This window comes from Paenibacillus sp. PK4536 (assembly GCF_028594455.2).
Lineage (GTDB): Bacteria > Bacillota > Bacilli > Paenibacillales > Paenibacillaceae > Saccharibacillus > Saccharibacillus nuruki.
On the sequence record NZ_CP126313.1, the window covers coordinates 78,032 to 98,918 of the forward strand.

At 40.3% G+C, this 20,887-nt stretch carries 18 protein-coding genes; 7 read left to right on the plus strand and 11 right to left on the minus strand.

Features of this window, described 5'->3' with window-relative positions:
* The first annotated feature begins 114 nt into the window (after window positions 1–114).
* From efeO to PO903_RS00445, 7 genes are all read left to right on the plus strand, one after another.
* Entirely contained in the window at window positions 115–1,011 is an 897-nt protein-coding gene (gene efeO, locus PO903_RS00415; protein ID WP_069325557.1) for an iron uptake system protein EfeO, read from the plus strand.
* Between the two features lie 5 nt (window positions 1,012–1,016).
* A complete protein-coding gene (efeB, locus tag PO903_RS00420) occupies window positions 1,017–2,402 on the plus strand; it encodes an iron uptake transporter deferrochelatase/peroxidase subunit (protein ID WP_083243269.1) in 1,386 nt (461 codons plus the stop codon).
* Window positions 2,403–2,517: 115 nt separating this feature from the next.
* Window positions 2,518–4,269 (plus strand): FTR1 family protein, encoded by a 1,752-nt coding sequence (locus tag PO903_RS00425; protein WP_273592341.1) that lies wholly within the window; start codon window positions 2,518–2,520, stop codon window positions 4,267–4,269.
* A 413-nt stretch (window positions 4,270–4,682) separates the two neighbouring features.
* Window positions 4,683–5,546, plus strand: coding sequence for a MurR/RpiR family transcriptional regulator (locus PO903_RS00430; RefSeq protein WP_273592342.1), 864 nt, complete (start codon window positions 4,683–4,685; stop codon window positions 5,544–5,546).
* On the plus strand, window positions 5,546–6,274 hold the full coding sequence (nagB, locus tag PO903_RS00435; RefSeq protein ID WP_069325560.1) for a glucosamine-6-phosphate deaminase: 729 nt from the start codon (window positions 5,546–5,548) through the stop codon (window positions 6,272–6,274). The genes PO903_RS00430 and nagB overlap by 1 nt, the downstream gene beginning before the upstream one ends.
* Window positions 6,274–7,470 carry an N-acetylglucosamine-6-phosphate deacetylase gene (nagA, locus tag PO903_RS00440; RefSeq protein WP_273592343.1) on the plus strand — a complete coding sequence of 399 codons (1,197 nt, stop codon included), beginning with the start codon at window positions 6,274–6,276 and terminating at the stop codon, window positions 7,468–7,470. The genes nagB and nagA overlap by 1 nt, the downstream gene beginning before the upstream one ends.
* Before the next feature lie 156 nt (window positions 7,471–7,626).
* A complete protein-coding gene (locus PO903_RS00445; RefSeq protein WP_069325561.1) occupies window positions 7,627–8,382 on the plus strand; it encodes a DeoR/GlpR family DNA-binding transcription regulator in 756 nt (251 codons plus the stop codon).
* Window positions 8,383–8,479: 97 nt separating this feature from the next.
* Here the strand turns inward: PO903_RS00445 and fba are convergent, their stop codons facing one another.
* The 11 genes from fba to PO903_RS00500 form a co-directional block, all read right to left on the minus strand.
* Window positions 8,480–9,355 (minus strand): class II fructose-1,6-bisphosphate aldolase, encoded by an 876-nt coding sequence (gene fba, locus PO903_RS00450; RefSeq protein WP_273592344.1) that lies wholly within the window; start codon window positions 9,353–9,355, stop codon window positions 8,480–8,482.
* Between the two features lie 44 nt (window positions 9,356–9,399).
* On the minus strand, window positions 9,400–11,313 hold the full coding sequence (iolD, locus tag PO903_RS00455) for a 3D-(3,5/4)-trihydroxycyclohexane-1,2-dione acylhydrolase (decyclizing) (protein ID WP_273592345.1): 1,914 nt from the start codon (window positions 11,311–11,313) through the stop codon (window positions 9,400–9,402).
* Between the two features lie 16 nt (window positions 11,314–11,329).
* The gene (gene iolC, locus PO903_RS00460) at window positions 11,330–12,313 is read right to left on the minus strand and encodes a 5-dehydro-2-deoxygluconokinase (RefSeq protein WP_273592346.1); all 984 of its coding nucleotides are present in this window, start codon (window positions 12,311–12,313) and stop codon (window positions 11,330–11,332) included.
* A 59-nt stretch (window positions 12,314–12,372) separates the two neighbouring features.
* Complete coding sequence (gene iolB / locus PO903_RS00465) at window positions 12,373–13,188, minus strand: 5-deoxy-glucuronate isomerase (protein ID WP_273592347.1); 816 nt, start codon at window positions 13,186–13,188, stop codon at window positions 12,373–12,375.
* A 15-nt stretch (window positions 13,189–13,203) separates the two neighbouring features.
* Window positions 13,204–14,676, minus strand: a complete 1,473-nt coding sequence (gene iolA, locus PO903_RS00470) for a methylmalonate-semialdehyde dehydrogenase (RefSeq protein ID WP_273592348.1) — start codon at window positions 14,674–14,676, stop codon at window positions 13,204–13,206.
* A 329-nt stretch (window positions 14,677–15,005) separates the two neighbouring features.
* Window positions 15,006–15,986, minus strand: a complete 981-nt coding sequence (locus PO903_RS00475; RefSeq protein ID WP_273592349.1) for a DUF4340 domain-containing protein — start codon at window positions 15,984–15,986, stop codon at window positions 15,006–15,008.
* 18 nt (window positions 15,987–16,004) lie between these two features.
* A complete protein-coding gene (locus tag PO903_RS00480) occupies window positions 16,005–17,420 on the minus strand; it encodes a GldG family protein (RefSeq protein WP_273592350.1) in 1,416 nt (471 codons plus the stop codon).
* A 5-nt stretch (window positions 17,421–17,425) separates the two neighbouring features.
* Window positions 17,426–18,139: an ABC transporter permease gene (locus PO903_RS00485; protein ID WP_273592351.1), complete on the minus strand. Its 714-nt coding sequence runs from the start codon at window positions 18,137–18,139 to the stop codon at window positions 17,426–17,428.
* Window positions 18,136–19,155 (minus strand): ABC transporter ATP-binding protein, encoded by a 1,020-nt coding sequence (locus PO903_RS00490; protein WP_273592352.1) that lies wholly within the window; start codon window positions 19,153–19,155, stop codon window positions 18,136–18,138. Before PO903_RS00490 ends, PO903_RS00485 begins: the two co-directional genes overlap by 4 nt.
* Before the next feature lie 127 nt (window positions 19,156–19,282).
* Entirely contained in the window at window positions 19,283–19,738 is a 456-nt protein-coding gene (locus PO903_RS00495) for a hypothetical protein (protein WP_137223637.1), read from the minus strand.
* A gap of 233 nt (window positions 19,739–19,971) precedes the next feature.
* Window positions 19,972–20,886: a DMT family transporter gene (locus tag PO903_RS00500; protein ID WP_273592353.1), complete on the minus strand. Its 915-nt coding sequence runs from the start codon at window positions 20,884–20,886 to the stop codon at window positions 19,972–19,974.
* Window position 20,887: the final 1 nt, after the last annotated feature.

Here is a 20,887-nt window from a genome sequence, read left to right on the forward strand (position 1 = left end):
TTTCCACCTTCCCTGTATTCATTTACATAAAAATAAAGATTGACGCTCTTATCGTTCACCATTATGATAGATTAATAATTGAGAACGATTATCATTATTAAGGAGTGTAATTTAATGAAAGCACGTGTAACTTTACCAGCTACAATTCTTTTATCTTCTGTACTGTTTGCCGCTTGTGGGAATCAAGCTGCTACCAATACAACCACAGCTCCAGCAACAACAGAAGCAACGACTACAACACCAGCAGCATCTACCTCATCTACCGAAGCAACAACTACAACAGCTGATTTTAAAAATGAAACCGAACAATATCGTACATATGCGATCGGTGAGATTGATTCCTTTGTAACAGAGACAGAGAAATTTACGGAAGCGGTCAAAGCAGGGAAATTAAAAGAAGCTCAAGCGCTATATGCGCCAGCTCGTATGCATTATGAACGGATCGAGCCGATTGCCGAAGCGTTAGGAAATCTTGATCCTGATATCGATGCTCGTGCAGGCGATGTGGATGATAAAGACTGGCGTGGGTTCCATAAGATTGAACAAGCTCTTTGGGAAAAGAAAACAACCGATGGTATGAGTGAATATGCAGATCGTCTTTTGCAAGATGCACAGTTGTTACGTGCTAAAGTCGAAACGGTTGAAATCGATGCAAGTATGCTTGTGGTTGGAGCCGTTGAACTACTGAATGAAGTTTCTTCTTCCAAAATCACAGGTGAAGAAGAACGTTACTCTCATACCGACTTGTATGATTTTGTAGCCAATGTAGAAGGTGCAGAAAAAATCTACGAAATCCTCAAACCACGTTTGGCTGAAAAAGATCCTGATTTGGAAAAACAAATCGGCGAACGTTTTGATGCGTTAAATAAAGAATTGGCTCCTTTTGCTACTAAAGACGGTGGATATGTTACGTATGACAAATTAACTAAAGAAGATATTCGTACATTAAGTCAGAACCTTGATGCTTTGGCTGAACCTTTATCCCAGATGGGTACAATTTTAGGGGTGTAATTATTATGAGCAAAAAAGACTCTTCCGAAAACAAAACAAAATCAACTCCTGTTCAGTCTGATGTCGATTCTTCTACAGAAGTGTCGACAGAATCTCAAACTGGAGTATTCAAAAAGCCTGTTAGCCGTCGCGATATGTTGCGGTTAGCAGGCGCTTCTGGCGTTGGGCTTCTTTTAGGAGGTTCAGGCGCGCTTGGAATTATGAAAGCTACGGGACTGACCAAACAACCTTTATCAGATACGCCGGGTAGTGCTGAAAATGTAACGACAGGTATTACGAACGTAGGCGATGAACATTCTTTTTATGGCACTCATCAATCAGGGATTGTTACACCAAGTCAGAACTTTATGTGCTTTGCTTCTTTTGATGTAACGTTAAGTGATGCAGCAGGTTTACGTCGCTTATTTCAAGCATGGACGAAAGCCAGTGCTTCGTTGATGGCTGGCGAATTGTTAGATGGGCAAAATGAAAATCCGAATCTTCCGCCTGCTGATACGGGTGAAGCGGCTGGACTTTCTTCTTCCAAGTTGACGATTACATTTGGCGCAGGCCCTGCTTTATTTGATCATCGATTTGGACTATCTGGCAAAAAGCCTGCTAATTTTGCAGACTTGCCTGCCTTTAATGGAGATAATCTACAATCGGAATGGTGCGGTGGCGATCTAGCCGTACAAATTTGTGCAGATGATATGCAGGTCGCTTTTCACGCAATGCGTAACTTGATCCGAATTGCTCGTGGTTCTGCGGTTCTCCGTTGGAGTCAAGAAGGATTCCAGCGCAGTAGTGCAGCAGATCCGAATCAAGCCACTCCACGGAATCTAATGGGCTTCAAAGATGGTACTGCTAATCCAAGTGTCAAAGACAACTCGATGATGAATGAAGTTGTCTGGGTGCAACCGCAAGATGGTGCAGGTTGGATGACCAACGGTAGTTATATGGTCGTTCGTCGTATCCGGATGCGTATCGAAGTATGGGATCGCTCCAGTCTAGCAGATCAGGAAAATACGTTTGGACGAGAACGGGTCAGTGGTGCTCCAATCGGTTCACATCATGAATTTGATCGTGGCGATATGGAAGCCAAAGACGCTTCAGGCAAACCTGTTATTCCGATGAATGCACATATGCGTGTGGCTCGTGGAGATGGAAGTATGCAGATTTTGCGTCGTCCTTATTCTTACTCCAGTGGGATGGATAAAGTTACTGGACAATTGGATGCAGGATTGTTTTTTATCAGTTATCAGCGCAGTATCGACAAACAATTTATTCCTATGCAGCAAAGACTCGCACAGATTGACGCATTGAATGAATATATTCAGCATATCGGAAGTGCTGTTTTTGCTTGTTTTCCGGGTGTACAGCAAGGCGGTTATATCGGAGATGAATTGGTATAACCGATCGTTATTTATTTTGATATAGAAAAGAGGGTTCTAGGCTATGCGTAAAAGTGCCCTGTTGATCAGGTTTATGCTTTGCTTGAGTCTATTGATTGTTTTAGGTGGAACACCTTTGAGCGTAGGAATATCTACTGCACAAGCATCTGCTACCGATTCTTCCTCTATCGATCAACTGTTACCGCTTGTAGGTAGTGCGCTTGTCGATGCTGGACAGCAAAAATGGACAGATGCCAAGCAGGAATTAGATACTTTCGCCACAGCATGGCAAACGATTGATACATCTACCGCTCCAACAGAAGCTGACGCAGTCAATACAGCTCTGACGGATGCACAGACAGCGCTTGCTGGGGCTTCGTCTGATCCCAAAGCTGCTACCTCTGCGCTAGGTACACTAGCACGTGCAGTCAATACGTACGCAGAAGCAAGTCAAGCCAAAGCAAGCGGTACAACGACAGATAACAATGGACCTTCTCAGCAAGGATTGACCGCTGTGAAAGTGATTCTTCCACTTGCAGATACCACGATTCAACATATTGATGAGCGTAACTGGCAAGCCGCTCAAGATAGTTATAAACAGATCGTCAATTCATGGCCGGATGTTGAAAATGCGATTCGTGCCGATAATTTTACGGTGTATAGTCAACTAGAGATCAAAATGAGTATGATTCGTGTAGCTTTACAAGCTGATCCTCCACGTGAAGAACAAGCCAAAGCAGACACTCAAGCTCTCATTAAACTACTCAACGAATATGCCGCAGGTGATATTGCAGATACGGCTCCTGCGAGTGGTACCGTTCGCTTAAGTGATGCTGTAACGTTACTTCAACAAGTACAGACAGCAACAACAGCTCAAGATCAGAACAAAGCGTCTGATCTGATGACTCAATTTATCTCAATGTGGCCTCTAGTTGAAGGAGAAGTACAGATTTCTTCGGCTTCGACCTATACTTCAATTGAAAATGAAATGGCTGAAGTACAAGGATATTTGGTATCTAATCCTCCTGCATGGACACAAGCTAGTACTGTGATTCAGACCATGCTGGATGAACTCACTCCTTTAACATCCAAAACATCATATACGGCTTGGGATGCAGCGATTATATTACTACGTGAAGGTCTGGAAGCGATTCTGGTATTAGCTGCTTTACTCGCTTATGCCAAACGTAGTGGTAGCCGTACCGCAGGACAGTATATCTGGTCTGGTGCTATTTCAGGTCTAGTGCTCAGTGGTGTTATGGCAGTGATCTTTGTCTATGCGTTCTCTCAAGTATCAAGTAGCGGTAGTACACGCGAAATGATCGAAGGCATTACCGGCCTCGTCGCTGTTGTGATGATGCTTAGTGTAGGACACTGGTTACATCAGAAAGCCAACTTAAAAAATTGGAATACTTATATTGAAAATCAAGTCAGTGGTGCTTTAGAACGTGGTAGTCTATGGTCATTAGCGATTGTCTCTGGACTCGCCATTTTACGTGAAGGTGCTGAAACAGCGATTTTCTATATCGGTATGGCTCCTGCGATTGCTCTTTCGCAATTCATTTTGGGTATAGCGATTGCCCTTGTTATTCTGATTGTGATTGCTGTACTGATTATCAAGTTCAGTGTAAAATTACCGATTCGTCCGTTCTTCTTAACGGCAACAGTATTGATTTATTATCTGGTATTTCGTTTTCTGGGCGAAAGTATTCATGCCCTTCAAGTGGCAGGTAAATTCCCTGCACATACAGTGGCAGAATTACCTTCGATCAGTTGGATCGGTATGTATCCGACATGGGAGACCTTTATTCCTCAAATGATCGTCTTGATCTGGATGGTATGGAGATTGATTTTACCAGAATATCGCAGTCGTAAGCAGACGGCTTAACTAGGGTGTTATGGAGTTAAGAATGATAGTGTGATCCGCTCTGCACCATAATAATGATGAGATGAAGTAAATTTAGAGAGTCTGTATCCTTTTGTATAAGGATGCAGACTCTTTTTGTTAATATATTATATTGTTTTTCATGATGGAACGATTAATGCTTACCGTTCATTTTTGGGAGAATCCGTTACTCGTGGTCATTTTTCAGATGAATCCGGATCATATATCGTGCATCTATAACGGAGCAATATCTCCTTCTTATCCACTCTAATCTACCTTATTTATAATCATGCCCCAAAATAGAAATTTATGAGTTGCAATCTTTGTTAGGGTGCTTTAAGATAATGGTGAAAGAAAATAATTTTCTATATATTTTATTTAATAATAAAAATAATTTTCATTAGGGAGGGTTAAACTTGTCTCCTATTTTGCATATGTTGGAGCAACGCATCGAAAGTTTATCTCCTCAAGAGCGCCGACTGGCTCATTATATTTTACAACAACCTTCCACTGTTATTCGGCTTGGAATTACACAGTTAGCGACTCAATGTGGAATCAGTCCTGCTACTGTTACTCGCTTCTGCAAAACATTTCATTTCGAAGGCTTTCCTGATTTCAAAATGAAGTTAGCTAGTGAATTAGCGCAACAGTCGATTCCAAGTTCGTATCAAGATATTATTGCAGGTAATCCGCTTGCCGAGATTGTTAAAGCAATTGAAACGAATCATATTACATCGATCAACGATACTACCCGTTTACTCGATTTACCCAAGCTTGAGCAAGCGATAGGTTACCTTACCCGTGCACGTCGGATTGATCTGTATGGTATCGCTACTTCATCTATCGTAGCGCAAGATTTTTATCAGAAATTGATTCGAATCGGTAAAAACAGTACATCGTTTTCGGATTCTCATATGCAGATCACTTCTGCTTCTACACTTTCTTCAGAAGATGTAGCGTTAGCGATTTCGTATTCTGGAGAAACTAAAGAAACGATCGATGCATTATCGTGTGCCAAAGATAATGGAGCAACTGTATTATCACTGACTCAATACAGCAATAATAAACTCGCTTCGATAGCAGATATTGCTTTATTTTCATCGTCACTCGAACAAGGAGTTCGCCGTGGAGATATGGCTTCACGGATTGCTCAACTGCATATTATTGATATTTTGTTTACTGGTATGATTAGCGCCCAATTTAACGATTCTGTAGCGAAGTTGGAGCTATCTTATAAAAATGTGCAACGTTATCGCAAAGACTCAGGAGGTTTTGAATAATGGCTAATGTAATCAAAGTGACTCATGAAGAAGATTTTCACAAGGTAGCTGCTCATATTGTTGCTAGTCTGGTACAAACTTCTCCTCGTGCTGTATTAGGATTGGCTACAGGAGGTACGCCTGTAGGCTTGTATCGTGAATTGATTCAGATTCATAAGCAAGGATTAGTCAGTTTTGCCAAAGTGAAAAGTTACAATCTGGATGAATATGCAGGTCTACCGACAGAACATCCAGCTTCCTATCGTACATTTATGAACGAGCATTTATTTAATCATATTGATATTAATCTTGAAAATACTCATGTGCCTGATGGACAAGCAACCGATTTGGATGCCGAATGTCGCCTGTATGATGAAATGTTGTCTGAAGCGGTGATCGATCTACAAGTTCTAGGCATTGGACATAATGGGCATATTGGATTCAATGAACCCGATGATAGTTTGAATCCTGCGACTCATGTCGTGACATTATTAGAACAGACCCGAGAAGCAAATTCTCGTTACTTTGGTTCGGTGGATGACGTTCCAGCACAAGCGATTACGATGGGTGTAGGTAGTATTATGAAAGCTCGTCAAATTCTACTGCTTGTACGTGGTGCAGACAAAGCTGAAATTATCCATCGCGCTGTAACAGGCCCGATCACAACACAATGCCCTGCTTCACTATTACAACTGCATTCTAACGTTACTGTACTGCTGGATGCAGAAGCAGGGAGGTTGTTCCAGTAATGTCTATTTCAACAGATGTACCACATTCCTTTCAAATTATTCATGGACGTGTGGTTACACCTACAAAAGTGATTGAAAATGGAACGGTACAAGTCCAAGATCAGACGATTACGTATGTAGGTTCTACAGCGAACGCTCCGATATGGAAAGAACAGACAACATATGATGCCAAATCTGGACTTGTGATTCCCGGCTTTATTGATATCCATGTGCATGGTGGGATGGGTGCCGATTTTATGGATTCCGATCCACACGTATTAGATACGATTACTTCTTTTCATGCCAGTCAAGGAACGACAGCTCTACTAGCGACAACGATGACCGCACCTCATGCTGATATCGATCATGTATTAGAACAAGTCTATGCTTATATGCAAAATGGAAAAATGCCCGGTGCACAGATCGAAGGCGTGCATCTAGAAGGCCCTTTTATCAGTCCTAAGTGGCCAGGTGCTCAAAATCCAGAACATATCGTACTCCCAAATATCGAATGGTTAGAGCAATGGGAATCTCGTTATCCGGGGCTAATCAAACAACTTACTCTAGCTCCTGAACGAGAAGGTGCTTTGGAACTGATCTCATGGCTACGTCAGCATGACATTACAGCTGCCGCAGGTCATACCGATGCTTCGTATGAAGAGATTATGTTAGCGGTCGAACAAGGACTTAATCATGCGGTTCATACATTTAATGCAATGACTCCACTTCATCATCGCAAACCGGGAGTAGCCGGTGCAGTACTAAGTACCCCTGCAATTCATGCCGAAATTATAGCAGATGGGATTCATGTTCACCCTGCGGCAGTATCGATCTTAGCTCAACTTAAGCAACAAGATAATTTAATCCTGATTACCGATGCGATGTCTGCTGCCGGGCTTGGGGATGGCGAATATATGCTTGGTGATCAACCTGTCAAAGTCCTCAACGGTATAGCGACTTTGCCGGATGATAGCGGAACACTTGCAGGTAGCCGTTTAACCATGATCGAAGGTTTCCGCTTTTTGATTCAGCAAGTAGGGCTATCGATTCTACAAGCTTCTGCCGCAGGTAGTGGTAATCCTGCGCGTGAACTAGGATTATACGAACAGACAGGTAGTCTTGAAATCGGTAAACGTGCTGATATCCTAGTACTGAATCCAGATATGGAATTACAGCATATTTTTATTAAAGGGTTATTGAAATCATATAATGAATAGAAGCGGTATTAGCAAGTTCTCTGTTTTTGATCATAGAGAACTTGCTTTTTTATGAGTTTGGACTTCAAATTATTGTTTTAAGATTAACTATTGATTAACTTTTGGTCATATGTTATATTTTGAGTACTATGTTCAACAAGACAGGAGTTCAATCGTATGAAGGAAAAAAGGCTACAACATCTTGAAGATTATATTCACTCGGTGGGTACAGTTTCTTTAGATGAACTTTGTGAATATTTTAACGTTTCTAAAAATACCGTCCGTCGTGATGTGAATCAAATCCTTGAAAAAGGAACGATTCAAAAGGTCTACGGTGGAGTGACTTCTGTAACTCCTGCTCTAATTCCATTTGAAAATCGGGATCATACTAATCATCCTGAAAAAGTGAAAATTGGACAACAAGCGGCTGCACTCGTAGAAGATCAAGATTTGATTTTTATCGACTCGGGCACAACGACTCGCAATATGATTGAGTTCCTTCCTTCTTCTCAACAGTTAACCATTTTGACCAACAGTCTGGATGTGATTAATGCGGCTGTTGCTTTTGAAAATATTACGCTGATCACAATTGGTAATCGCTACAAACGCAAAACCAAATCATTTGTTAGTATTGATGATCTACATATTTTGGATAAATATAATATCAGCAAAGCTTTTATGGCGGCTACGGGTGTATCGATTGCTCATGGGTTGACCAACTCTGATATTTTGGAGTACGAAATAAAAAAACGAATCGCTGAAAAAGCTCAGACTTTATATTTGCTAGCAGATGCCTCCAAATTCGGCAAATCTACTCAGCTTACCTATGCTCCTTTGCATGAAGTCGATGTATTGATCACCTCTGGTGCATTATCAGAAGAATACCATTCGTTCTGTCGTGAGCATCGGATTGAATTATATATTTGTAAATAAAAGGACTCAAAAAGACATATCTTACTCTAAGAATAACTTAGAACAAGATATGTCTTTTTAATGGAATATTAGCTTTATCCTGATGGGGAGAGACTTATTATACTTTAGAATAGTTGGCATTCGCTTGACCACTTGTGCCAAATTCCTGCATTTTACTTTGCACCACTGCTTGGATCGCTTCAGTACCGGGGGTAAGAATTTTACTTGGATCATATATATGAGTGTCTTGATTCAATACTTGGCGAACAGCTAATGCCCATGCTTGAATACATTCGGTATTTACATTGATCTTGGCATGCCCTAATGCGATGGCTTGCTGGATCTGATGCTGTGGAATACCTGAACCTCCATGTAGAACTAACGGAATACCTGTTAAGTCTGCAATATGCTTCATTTCAGCAAATCCAAGTACAGGCTCACCTTGATAAGGACCATGCACTGAACCGAGCGCTGCTGCTAGTGCATCAATCCCTGTTTCTTTGACCAGTCGATCACATTCAAGCGGGTCTGCATATTGAATGCCTCCGATGAGTCCATCTTCCATACCACCTACAGTGCCCACTTCTGCTTCAACCGATACGCCATATGCTCTAGCGTACTCTACCACTTCACGAGTCATGGTTATATTTTGTTCGATCGAATGATGTGAACCATCAATCATGACAGAGCTGAATCCACTATCGATAGCTTTTTTACAACGTTCTACACTGATGCCATGATCTAAATGTAAAGAGACAGGTACTGTAATGGATAACTCTTGTATCGAAAGGTCTACGATAGCAGCAATCAGTGCATATCCACCCAGATAGTCTACCAATCGATCAGAAGCTGCTAGAATCACAGGTGCTTGTTCTTCTTCTGCTGCTCGCAAAATCGCTTGTACCCACTGCACACCGTTTATATTATACTGCCCGACAGCATAACCACCTGCTAAAGCTTCTATTAGCATAGATTTCATTGATACGGTTCGCACATGTCATCTCTCCTTTAATCATCATCATTTCAGAAGAGCCTATTTTAATATTGTTTAGCTTTTTTTAACTGATGTTGTCTAGCTTCAAATACTTCATGAATCTTTTCGTTGTCAGAGACTTCAGCCACGCCCACATTCCACCAGCTATCATAGCCATTGGTCATTGTTTTCGGTAATACTTTGATCTCGATCAATGTGGAGTTCGATTGCTGTGATACATCTTTCAAAGCCGCCTGCAATTGTTCTATCGTATTCACTTTGTAAGACTTGGCGCCATAACCTTCAGCTACTTTGGCATAATCAATATTCATAATCCGTTGATCGTGAGTACGGAATTCGCAGAAATAGCTATCTCCACCGTTCTCCATTTGTAGATTATTAATACAGCCAAAACCTGCATTATCAAAAAGAATAATATTGATCTTATGATTGTATTGAATCGCTGTAATCAATTCAGAGTGTAACATGAGAAAGCTACCGTCACCAACAATAGAATACACTTCTTTGTCAGGTACAGCTAACTTAATCCCTAGAGCACCAGACACCTCGTACCCCATACAAGAGTATCCATATTCCAAGTGATACGTGTTAGCCACTGTAGGATTCCAAATGCGTTGTAGATCACCTGGCAATGATCCTGCTGAGCCAATAATAATGCTATCTGCTGGAATAACTTCATTGATAGCGATCAATGCTGTCGTCTGTGGTAATTCAGTCTGAAGTGCATCGGCATATTCATTGAGCATCTGTTGATCAAATTGATCGCTTACTTCTGGCTTAAAATTGTCCCGCTGAAAAGTAATCTTACTTAAACGATCTCGTTCCTGATTCCATTCTGCTTTGAATTGCTGAATCTGATCTCCAAATTCACTAACGTATCCTTCTAATAAAGGAGACAGTTGTTCCAAGGCTGTTCTAGCATCCGCTACCATTTGAAAAGCATCCAATTTGTATGCTTGAGCACGGCTAACATTAATATTTAAAAATTGACCATTTTCAAAATCAAAAGCCGTTTTGGAAGATGTCGCAAAATCAGTGTACCTTGTACCAATACCAATCACTAAGTCAGCTTGCCTTGCCACTTGGTTCGCGGCAAGTGTCCCGGTTACGCCTATACCACCTAGATTATTAGCAAATGTATATTCAACTGTTGCTTTACCTGCTTGTGTTTCTACTAATGGAATATGATGCTTTTCAGATAATTGGATCAATATATCCCGTGCTTGCGAATATTTAGCTCCACCACCTACAATAATCACTGGCTTACGACTGGATTGGATTAATGCAGCTGCTCCTGTTAATTCGCGCATCGTAGGCAATTTACGATCTAAATAATGAACCCGACGTGCAAAAAAGGATACATCATAATCATAAGCTTCTCCTTCTACATCTTGCGCAATACAGATCGTAGCTGGGCCAGCTTTGGCAGGATCAGTCATCACTTCAAAAGCTCGTAGTAAGCTAGACATTAATTGTTCAGGACGAGTAATCCGATCCCAATAGCGTGATAATGGTTTTAACGCATCATTGGTTGTAATCGCTGCACTATATTCTTGTTCAATTTGTTGAAGTACAGGATCAGGCTGTCTTGTAGCAAACGTATCTCCGGGTAAAAATAATACTGGAATGTTATTAGATAATGCTGTCCCTGCCGCCGCTGCTAGATTCGCTGCTCCTGGCCCTACCGATGTGGTAACTGCATATATTTTTTGACGTAACATTTGCTTGCTGTATGCGATAGCCGCATGAGCCATTCCTTGTTCATTTTTACCTTGTATGACTTTGAGATGACCGGATTCTTGTTCTAATGCTTGACCGATTCCCAGTACGTTACCATGTCCAAAAATAGTAAATATCCCTTCGACAAAAGGAGATTCTTGACCATCTACATGGATATATTGGGCATTCAAAAAACGGATTAAGGCTTGTGCTGTTGTCAGCCGAATGGTTTGCATCATGTCACCTCTATCTGTATTATGCCTCTTTTTCATCTGCTGTAATCAATTGTTCAATTTCATTTACTGTAGGCATGGCTTCAGAAGAACTATGCTTGCTCACCACGATCGATGCTGAAGCACTACCGTATTTGAGAGCGGTCTCGATATCTTTACCTGCAAATAAAGCATACAGAAAAGCAGAAGCATACGAATCACCTGCACCAAATGTTTTCAATACTTGAGTGATATACGCTTTACTTTGAAAACGTTGACCTGACTTTGTATAAGCATATGATCCTTCGACACCATGCTTGATTACAATCAGTTGCGGAAGATGCTGGAATAAATAAGCGATCGTTTGCTCATTTTCTCCTTTACGATGTTCAAGAATATCGAATTCATCGCGTGTTCCGATCACAATATCTGCTTGCTCGGCAACCAGTGCATAGTAGATAGCCGTTTCTTCTATAGAGTTCCATGTATATGGACGATAATCTAATTCAAAAATCACTTTTACGTTGTGTTTACGCGCGAGACTGACTGCTTTGAGTACAGCTTCCCGTGAAGGACTTTGCGAAAGAGCAGTACCTGATACCAATAAAGTACTTGTTTGTCGGATATAGTCTTCATCTACTTCACTAGGTTCCAAGTACAGATCGGCTACATTATCACGATACATCAGAATACTGCATTCTTCAGGGCTTTTGATTTCGGTAAAAGCAAGCCCTGTTTTGTGACCTGCTCGATCAATTACGACTCCTGTGGTATCGATACCTAGATTCTGAATATAGTTAGCAATAAAGCGACCATGTTGATCATCTGCTAGCTTTCCGATAAAGCCTGTTTTGAGCCCTAATTTGGAACTTCCAATTGCGATATTAACAGGTGATCCACCGACGTATTTGGTGAACGTCATCGTTTCTTCCATAGGACGATTGTATTCTGTAGCGTTCAGATCTATACAGGCTCTACCAATCGCAATAATATCGAAAACACGTTCACTTTTTAATTCGTACTTCATCTGTTCTTCCACTCCGTTTCCTTCACAAATTTCTATTCTGTACAAGCTTGATCATCAGCTTAACGTTGCAATATCCATTCATGATCAGGATCGTTGTGGAACTTCCAGATGCGCTTGGGTCCTGCCATCACATTAAGATAATACGAAGTGTATCCGTCAGGCACACCTACAGGATGATAACCGACAGGCACGATCACAACATTCCGATGTTCAACCGCCATCGTCTCATCTATTGAACGATCATCAGTATAAACACGTTGAAATACAAACCCTTGTGCAGGATCGATCTCATGATAGTATGTTTCTTCTAATAACGATTCCGCAGGCAATTGATCAACATCATGCTTATGAGGTGGATAACTGGACCAGTTCGCACTTTCTGTGATGACTTCAACGACCAAAAGACTATTTACCGTCTGATCAGAGTCTGGCAAAATATTATGCACCAGACGCTGATTGTTGTATTTCCCACGATGCTCGACACCATTTTCGGCGGCTTGAATCATACGGGTTGGACGTTGTTCGATAGAAGGTGAATAACATAAAGCCACTCTAGCTGTTGTCTCTGCGGTAATAGTAAATGCACGATCATTTGAAATATAGACGCTATCTGTAGGCTTTTTCTCAAAAACACTTGCACGTGTTCCTACTCCGGTAAACGTTTGTTCATGATCGCTGACTGTAATTTGGCCTGTGACGGCTACAATACAACATTCGGTTTTTCCCAGTGCTTCGCTATATGTCGTACCGGGTTCGATATCTATCATTTTGAATCCTACATAGTGTAAAGGAGAATTATCTTGATTCACTTCATGTAGCAGAGTTACTCCTGTGCTGAGAAGTTGTTGTTGAGGTTTACGCAATAAACGACTCATGATTCGGAACCCTCCTTATTCAAACGTAGGCGTAACATAACGAGCAGTGACTACTTTTTTGTGCGTATAAAAGTCTACACTGTCTTTTCCATTAGCATGTAGCGTACCGAAAAAGGAAGATTTCCAACCGGAAAATGGAAAGAATGCCATCGGTGCAGGTACACCTAAGTTCACGCCTAACATCCCGGCATCTATATTTTCACGGAAATAACGAATCGCTGAAGCATTGGATGTAAAAATACAAGCTCCATTAGCAAATTCCGAGCGATTAGCCGTCTCGACTGCTTCTTTCAAATGCTTCACACGAATAACCGATAAGACAGGCGCAAAAATTTCATCTTTCCAGATCGTCATATCTGTTGTGACATTTTCAAAAATAGTTGGTCCGATAAAATAGCCTTCTTCTGAAATGTGTTCACGACCATCGTAGACCAACGTTGCCCCTTCGCTAATCCCTTTTTCGATGTAGCTTATAGTGCGTTTCTGATTTTCTTCTCGAATCACCGGACCTAGAAATACACCGTCATCAAGACCATTTCCGATTTTGATCTCGCCTGCTCGCTCTTTCAAACGGGTGATAAAAGCATCTGCGATGCCTTCTTCAACAGCGACAACAGCACATGCCATACACCGTTCACCTGCTGAACCGAAAGCAGAAGCGATCACATTGGTTACCGTGTCTTCTAGATCAGCATCGTTCAGTACAATCGTATGATTTTTGGCTCCTGTTAATGCCTGCACTCTTTTGAGATTATTACTTCCACGCTTAAATACATATTCTCCTACAGGCTTCGAACCAACAAATGAGATTGCTTGTACCGAAGGATGATCCAGAATACCATTCACCACGTCATGCGCTCCGTATACGATATTGAATACCCCTTTAGGCAATCCTGCTTCAGTAAATAATTCAACCAGACGTCTAGTTAATAACGGTGTACGTTCAGAAGGTTTGAGAATAAATGTATTGCCTAAAGCAATCGCCATCGGGAACATCCAACAAGGCACCATCATAGGAAAGTTAAATGGAGCAATCCCACCAACTACGCCTATCGGGTACCGATAATTTACCGCTTCTACATCTGTTGCAATAGAAGCCAGTGAATCGCCCATCATCAATGTAGGCGCACCCGCGGCAAACTCTACATTTTCGATACCACGACCTACTTCACCTAATGCTTCGGTCAAATTTTTCCCATTTTCTAAAGTGATCAGACGAGCCAGTTCTTCTTTATGAGTAGACAATAATTGTTGGAAGTTGAACAGAATGCGTGCACGACGAGGAACAGCTATTTTTTGCCAGGATTGAAAAGCTTGATGGGCTACTTCAACAGCATAATCAATATCTTCTTTGGTAGACAGGGGAACTCTAGCAATAACTTCTTTGGTCGCTGGATTGTAGACATCTTCGTAGACGGTTGTTTTACTTTCGACCCATTCCCCATTGATATAATTTTTTAGCTTTTCTACTTGTAGCGCTTCTGTCATTTTTGTTCCTCCTCTAATTGAATACACTTCAATAGATCATCACAATAGTTGTATCATTGTTATATTTTGATTCATTTATCACTTTTTGATTATGTTTTGATTAATTTATAGTTAAATATTATTCTCAAAACTGCTTACAGTCAATCATTTTATCCTTTTACCTTCTTTTTTTATCAAATAAAATCAATATAGATAGATATCGAACTCAAAAAAACACCTTTTACCAAGTATGCAATCTACTCAATAAAAGGTGTTTGGTGTGAATGTTCACTTTATTGGCTGTGGATAACTGATGATTAGACAACGATCATTGATAACAGATAAGCATATCATTTAGAGAGCGCTTGTGCCGACTGTATCACTTGATGGATCGATTCTGAAGGTAGACGATACACCCACATATGAGTAGGTTCAGTGACCCAAATTGATGTAGGATCATCGGCATTTTGAAATCCTTGATACGTATCTACAACCGTATGCCCTTGCTCTGTTCGAGTCACTTTCAAAGTGAATACAGACGATTGCGATGATTGTTTAGAAGCAGGTTGTGGCAATTGATCAGTTGGTATATTTTTGATACTATCTGTCAAATTGGATGCTTGTTCAGCAGTAATAGAATGACCATTAAAAGTCCAATGATCTTGCGATGGATCTTCTACATTGGCTTGATGATGTACTGTCCAATGGCTCTGATCTTTGGAATCTGTCCAACTCAAAGCTGTCATATCTTGATCATTCCAACCGATTGGCGTTGTATCAACAAATCCAAAAACAGTAGCTGACAAATCCGTAACGGTCTGCTGTGCTAATTGGATAATTGCTCCTTCATTTAAGCGTGCATAATAATATCCATCGGTTGGTAATTTGCTCCCAATATACAGTCTATCTTGTTGCCCTGTCGATGTGGTTAATACCATATTAGGTTGCTGTGGATCTATCCCGTATTTGGTTACATCGGTTGGTGCTTCTTCTACAATATTGTGCACTGTCGCAGCTTGTAATGTGGTTAACCAATCTGCAATCATATATGAATTGGTAGGGTAGCTAGCAGGTAGACTCATTTGCCATTGATCCTTATTTTTTTCAAGCACAATCAGTGTTGAAGATCCTGATGGTGTAGTCGCTTCCTGATGTTCAGGTAAAGGTTTGATTTGGATCTTCTGCACAGTATCAGGTGTAAACGAAATCCATTGGGCTTCTACAGGAGTTGTCTGATCTTTTTGAAAAAAGTTCTGTGAATACGCGTATACTCCACCTACCAGTAAAATGATAACCATACTTATAGTCGGTATCCATTGACGAAATTGCACGATCTGCAAGACTCCTTTCTATCCTCTCCGTCGTCTCCACCATAGTACAATCCCTATAATGACAAAGAGTAAAGGAAATACAATCACCGTTCCGATGAAAATCATTTTCGCTTGAGATAATGATAAATTCGCAGTCTGGTATTGTTCTTGTACTTGAGGTCGAATCGTGATTTTACTCGTATTACCTAACAGATCATTGATACTATTCAGTGCAAAATCTAAATTCGCTTGCTGAACAATTTCCTGATCCATCATAAAAGTAGATCCGCCTAAAATCACTGCTTTGGGTGTACCTTTGCTATCAGCGACAGCAAATCCCAGATCGAAAGGGCCGGGTAAATCTTTCGGATCTCGTTCTGTTTTGGATTCTAATAAGCCTGACAGATTGGTTTCTCCATAACTATTACTCGAAGAAGTCAGTAACGGTGTTGTTGTCCAACCTTCTACCGCTTCTAATTGCAAACCAACTGACAGAGACATCATCGTATACAGCTTGCTTGCTGCTAATTTGGATGTAATCTCATGTTGTCCATAGTCTGGAATAATCGTCAGTGGATCATATAAGGTCGTGTCTTTAGGTTCTACAGCTACAGTATGAGTATCTTTAACCCCATACATGCTCATTAATGAGTCCAAGTTCTTCCAACTACTACTCATTTTTTCATTAAATCCAAGAGATAAGAATAACTTGCCTCCATTACTCAAGTACTGCTTAATAAGCTTGGTTTCCCCATCACTCAAATCATTTTGCGGGCCTACAATCATAAGTAGACTTGCGTCTTTCGGAATAGCGCCTTCTTGTAGTAGAGACAGATCGCTCACCGTAATATTTTCTTCTTTTAAATGATTCACCAGTGTACTGATATCAGTGGTGGCAAATTCATTATGCCCGTTGAGCAGATATGCTTTATGTGTTGTAGATGAAGATAGAGATAACAGACCTGAAGTTAACTTCTCTTCACCACTAAATTGATAAGAAGTACTGGCTTCTGCGCTTTCTGCACTCATATCACTTGCTCCTGCCCCATCAGCAAACATATCATATACCGGAACGATTTTGGTACTATCTCCTTTTTTGAGCACTACTGCACTTTCAGTCACTCCGTATTGCTTGGCAAGTGTTGGATTGGTCAACAGATCATACGTTTTGACTTGCAACTTGCTGTTCACTTTATGGTATTCTGCTAATAAATCTGTCACTTCACGGGTATAGACTTCAGCATCTTGCGAGTTAAGAAAGACCAGTGCTTCGACATTCTGGTCTAATCCTTGCAATGTTGTTATCGTCTGATCGGATAACGTATATTGTTTATTTTTGGTTAGATCGACTTGAAAAGTGCCAATCGAATTTAGAAATAGTGTCACAATAATAAAAATCCCGATCACTGCTACTGAAAAGACAACTGCATTTGTACCTTGTATCCATTTTTTCATATTGATCACCTCCACCTTTTCCGTTCCACGACTTGTATACTCAGCACGAGGAACAATAGAGATAACGTAAGATAGAACAGAATATCAGGTCCATGCAGTATGCCTTTAATTAAATTATCGATTCGACTCGATATTGAAAAAGGTTCTAACCATTTCTGTGCAATATCTGAATTCATTGTAAAAGAATCAATAATCCATAGTCCCAGTAAGAGTACAAATGCGATCACTGCCGATATCATCTGGTGTTGAGACAGACTAGAAGCAAATAGCCCTATCGCCATCATTGCAGCACCGAGTAAAAATACCGCCAATAAAGATAACAATAACATTGGCATATTCATCGTACCGAAAAAAGACATCGTCACCGGATACACTAGATTACATGCAATCAATACTACTAATAAACCAAGCGAAGCTAAGTATTTACCCACCACAATCTCTGTCACTGTAACAGGCGAAGTGAGCAGAAGTTCATCGGTTCCTTGTCTAAATTCTTCAGATATCAAACGCATTGTTAACAACGGAATAATAATCAATAACATAAAAATCGTATTGCCCAAAATCAAACGGTAATCCAATATACTTGGCTGGTAACCGACAAAACTAACATAAAACATATAACTGGATAGCAATACATAGACGGCAATTGCAAAATAAGTCGTTGGATTTAAAAAATACAGCTGTAATTCTTTAGAACAGATCGCCCACATACGTCTCACTTGGATGTATCCTCCTTTGTCTCAGGAGTATCTGTAACATCGACAGATGATACATTGGTTTCTTTACTCGATATCGAATCTGTTGTTAATTTGGCAAATAGATCTTCTAAACTGTGACCTTCTTTACGCATTTCTAATACAGGTATTCGTGCTTCGGCTAATAATAAAGAAAGTGATTCTCTAAAATCTTCCTGATCGACTCCAGTTAATTGGATCGTAATCAATTGTTCTTGTTGTTCATTGGTATCTGAATACTGAAATTCCATATGTGCAAAGACTAAATGTTCCAGTACTGATCGTACGATCGCAGGCTTAGACTTCACTTCCAATTGAATCTGGAAATTCTCGTGCAATGAATCACCAATATGATCAGCTGCTCGATCCAGTACTAATTTGCCTTCATGGATAATCAACATTCGGTTACAGAGCATACTGACTTCTGGCAAAATATGAGTGCTCAACAACACGGTATGTTGCTCTCCTAATTCTCGAATCAATTGACGAATTTCCATAATCTGATTTGGATCAAGCCCAGATGTTGGTTCATCTAAAATCAATAATTCCGGTTGGTGAATAATCGCACCTGCTAATCCTAGACGTTGCTTATATCCTTTAGATAAAGAACGAATCACCTGTCGTTCTCTTCCTTGTAGTCCAAGCCGATCCACCATTTCACTTATCCGTAACTTCTGTTCTCGTACCGACACATCACGTAGATCCGCCACAAAACGTAAATACGAACGCACGGTCATATCGGGATAAAGTGGCGGTGTCTCTGGCAAATAGCCGATTTTACTACGTGCTTGTCTGGATTGTTCATGCATCGGTAGTCCATCTACCCATATCTGTCCCGTAGAAGGGGTTAAATATCCTGTAATCATTCGCATAGTTGTTGTTTTACCCGCTCCATTAGGGCCGAGAAAACCAACAATTTCACCACGCTTCATCTCAAAATCTATTCCATCTACACTGCGACGCTGATCAAACCATTTGCTTACTTGCTGGACTTGCAGCATACCTCGTTCCCTCCCGCTTTTCCCAAAATCCTTTTTACTATAACGTAAATGTTATAAATTCAGCTTAAAGGAAGGTAAAGGAAAGCTTAAAAAAAGCCGCCAGATCATGATGATCTTAGCGACTGATTTAGGAAGAAGAATGAGCAGAATGATCCAGTTCAAAAAACCATTCTAAAAATGAATTAAAATCGGACCATTGCGGTTGTAATTGCCCTGCCCAAAAGTCTTGTAACGGTTGACCAAGACTCAATTCTAACACTTGTCCCGTCTGCCGATTATAAAAGTATCCACCTTCACCGACAAAAGCATCCAGTGGAAGATATTCTTCTGGTAATTGCAACGTCGTGCGGGCACTATGTACACTTAGATCATAATTCGAATACAGTACAAACCAAGCAATATGGTAAAGTTCACGATGTCTACTGTAAAACGTAGGCCCTGTCTCAGCATGCAAATAAAATTGAGCAAAGTCTGAGTCTAGCGGAATATTTAACTGTTCCAAAGCACCTACATAGTCAGACGAAGCTTCTTCATACCAGCCATTTTGTTCTTTGAAGTATTGTTCAACTTTGGATGATAACAAGGTCTGCCTCCTTTTGATTTCATAAAGCTCTATAAAATATAAAATAATAATCAAAATTAAATCCTACATAAATATTCTATAGAACTCACTACTATATTATAAAAGATACCTCTAAAAGGATACAAATTCTAGAATACAATCTGATCACAAAAAAAAAGACTAGCTCTTTAATAGAAATAGTCTTTTTATATTTGCTTTTATATTTTCTCTATATATTTTAATTATGCATGCAGTTACTTTTTATCTAAAGGAACTTGTACGATCAATGGAGGCTTGACTGCCTTTTTCCAATTTACAAACGCTATACTACAAGCAATCATAACCAGACCGATCAATAAAGGTAAAGTGATCGACTCATTTAATATCCAGATACTAAAGATATTAGATAATACCGGAATTAAAAAGGTATACGTTCCTACAGTGCTTACTTCTCCACTGTCGATTAATTTGAAATACACCATCCAACCACCCGCAATCACAAAAAGGGAAATAAACAATAAGACTTCGATAAAGGAAGGCGTCCACTGAATATCGCTCCAACTTTCAGTAGATGATCCAAGAATCATCAGTACAACTCCACCAATTAACAATTGCATGGTCACTGTCCATAGAGAATCCAATTGCTGATTATTTTTCTTCATATAAATCGTACCTAGCGCCCAACATAATGAAGATGCCAGAGCCAAAACGATACCTGTTACCGATAAGTTGCCTTCGATTCCGCCAGAACTAATCACAGCCACACCGGCAAACCCAAGTACCAATCCAACCACTTTCATCGTATTCATTTTTTCACCTAACCATAACCATGAAAACAATCCAAGTAAAATCGGTTGTAAAAATACTATCGTTGAAAATAAACCTGCTGGCAAATAGCCAATGCCTATCGTCTGTAGTCCGTAATATCCGATAATATTCAGAATAGCGAGCACTGCATAGATTTTCATATTCCGTTTCCATTGCAATCGTTCAATATGTTTTAAAGTAAATCCTAATAAAATTAGACCTCCTATTAAAGTCCGCAGTCCTGAAAATAAAAGAGGTGGCACATCAGGTAATACTAATTTGGTTAAAGGCCAGTTGATTCCCCAGATCGTAACAAGGAAAATCACCAACCATAATGTTGTTTTAGGGGATAATGTCTTCATA

Bases quoted from the DNA above. Each gene is read 5' to 3' on its own strand.
- PO903_RS00490 (WP_273592352.1), bottom strand. From the start codon at position 19,155: ATGCTGCAAGTCCAGCAAGTAAGCAAATGGTTTGATCAGCGTCGCAGT.
- efeO (WP_069325557.1), top strand. From the start codon at position 115: ATGAAAGCACGTGTAACTTTACCAGCTACAATTCTTTTATCTTCTGTA.
- iolC (WP_273592346.1), bottom strand. From the start codon at position 12,313: ATGAAGTACGAATTAAAAAGTGAACGTGTTTTCGATATTATTGCGATT.
- PO903_RS00480 (WP_273592350.1), bottom strand. From the start codon at position 17,420: ATGAAAAAATGGATACAAGGTACAAATGCAGTTGTCTTTTCAGTAGCA.
- nagB (WP_069325560.1), top strand. From the start codon at position 5,546: ATGGCTAATGTAATCAAAGTGACTCATGAAGAAGATTTTCACAAGGTA.
- iolB (WP_273592347.1), bottom strand. From the start codon at position 13,188: ATGAGTCGTTTATTGCGTAAACCTCAACAACAACTTCTCAGCACAGGA.
- efeB (WP_083243269.1), top strand. From the start codon at position 1,017: ATGAGCAAAAAAGACTCTTCCGAAAACAAAACAAAATCAACTCCTGTT.
- iolA (WP_273592348.1), bottom strand. From the start codon at position 14,676: ATGACAGAAGCGCTACAAGTAGAAAAGCTAAAAAATTATATCAATGGG.
- iolD (WP_273592345.1), bottom strand. From the start codon at position 11,313: ATGATGCAAACCATTCGGCTGACAACAGCACAAGCCTTAATCCGTTTT.
- PO903_RS00445 (WP_069325561.1), top strand. From the start codon at position 7,627: ATGAAGGAAAAAAGGCTACAACATCTTGAAGATTATATTCACTCGGTG.
- PO903_RS00500 (WP_273592353.1), bottom strand. From the start codon at position 20,886: ATGAAGACATTATCCCCTAAAACAACATTATGGTTGGTGATTTTCCTT.
- nagA (WP_273592343.1), top strand. From the start codon at position 6,274: ATGTCTATTTCAACAGATGTACCACATTCCTTTCAAATTATTCATGGA.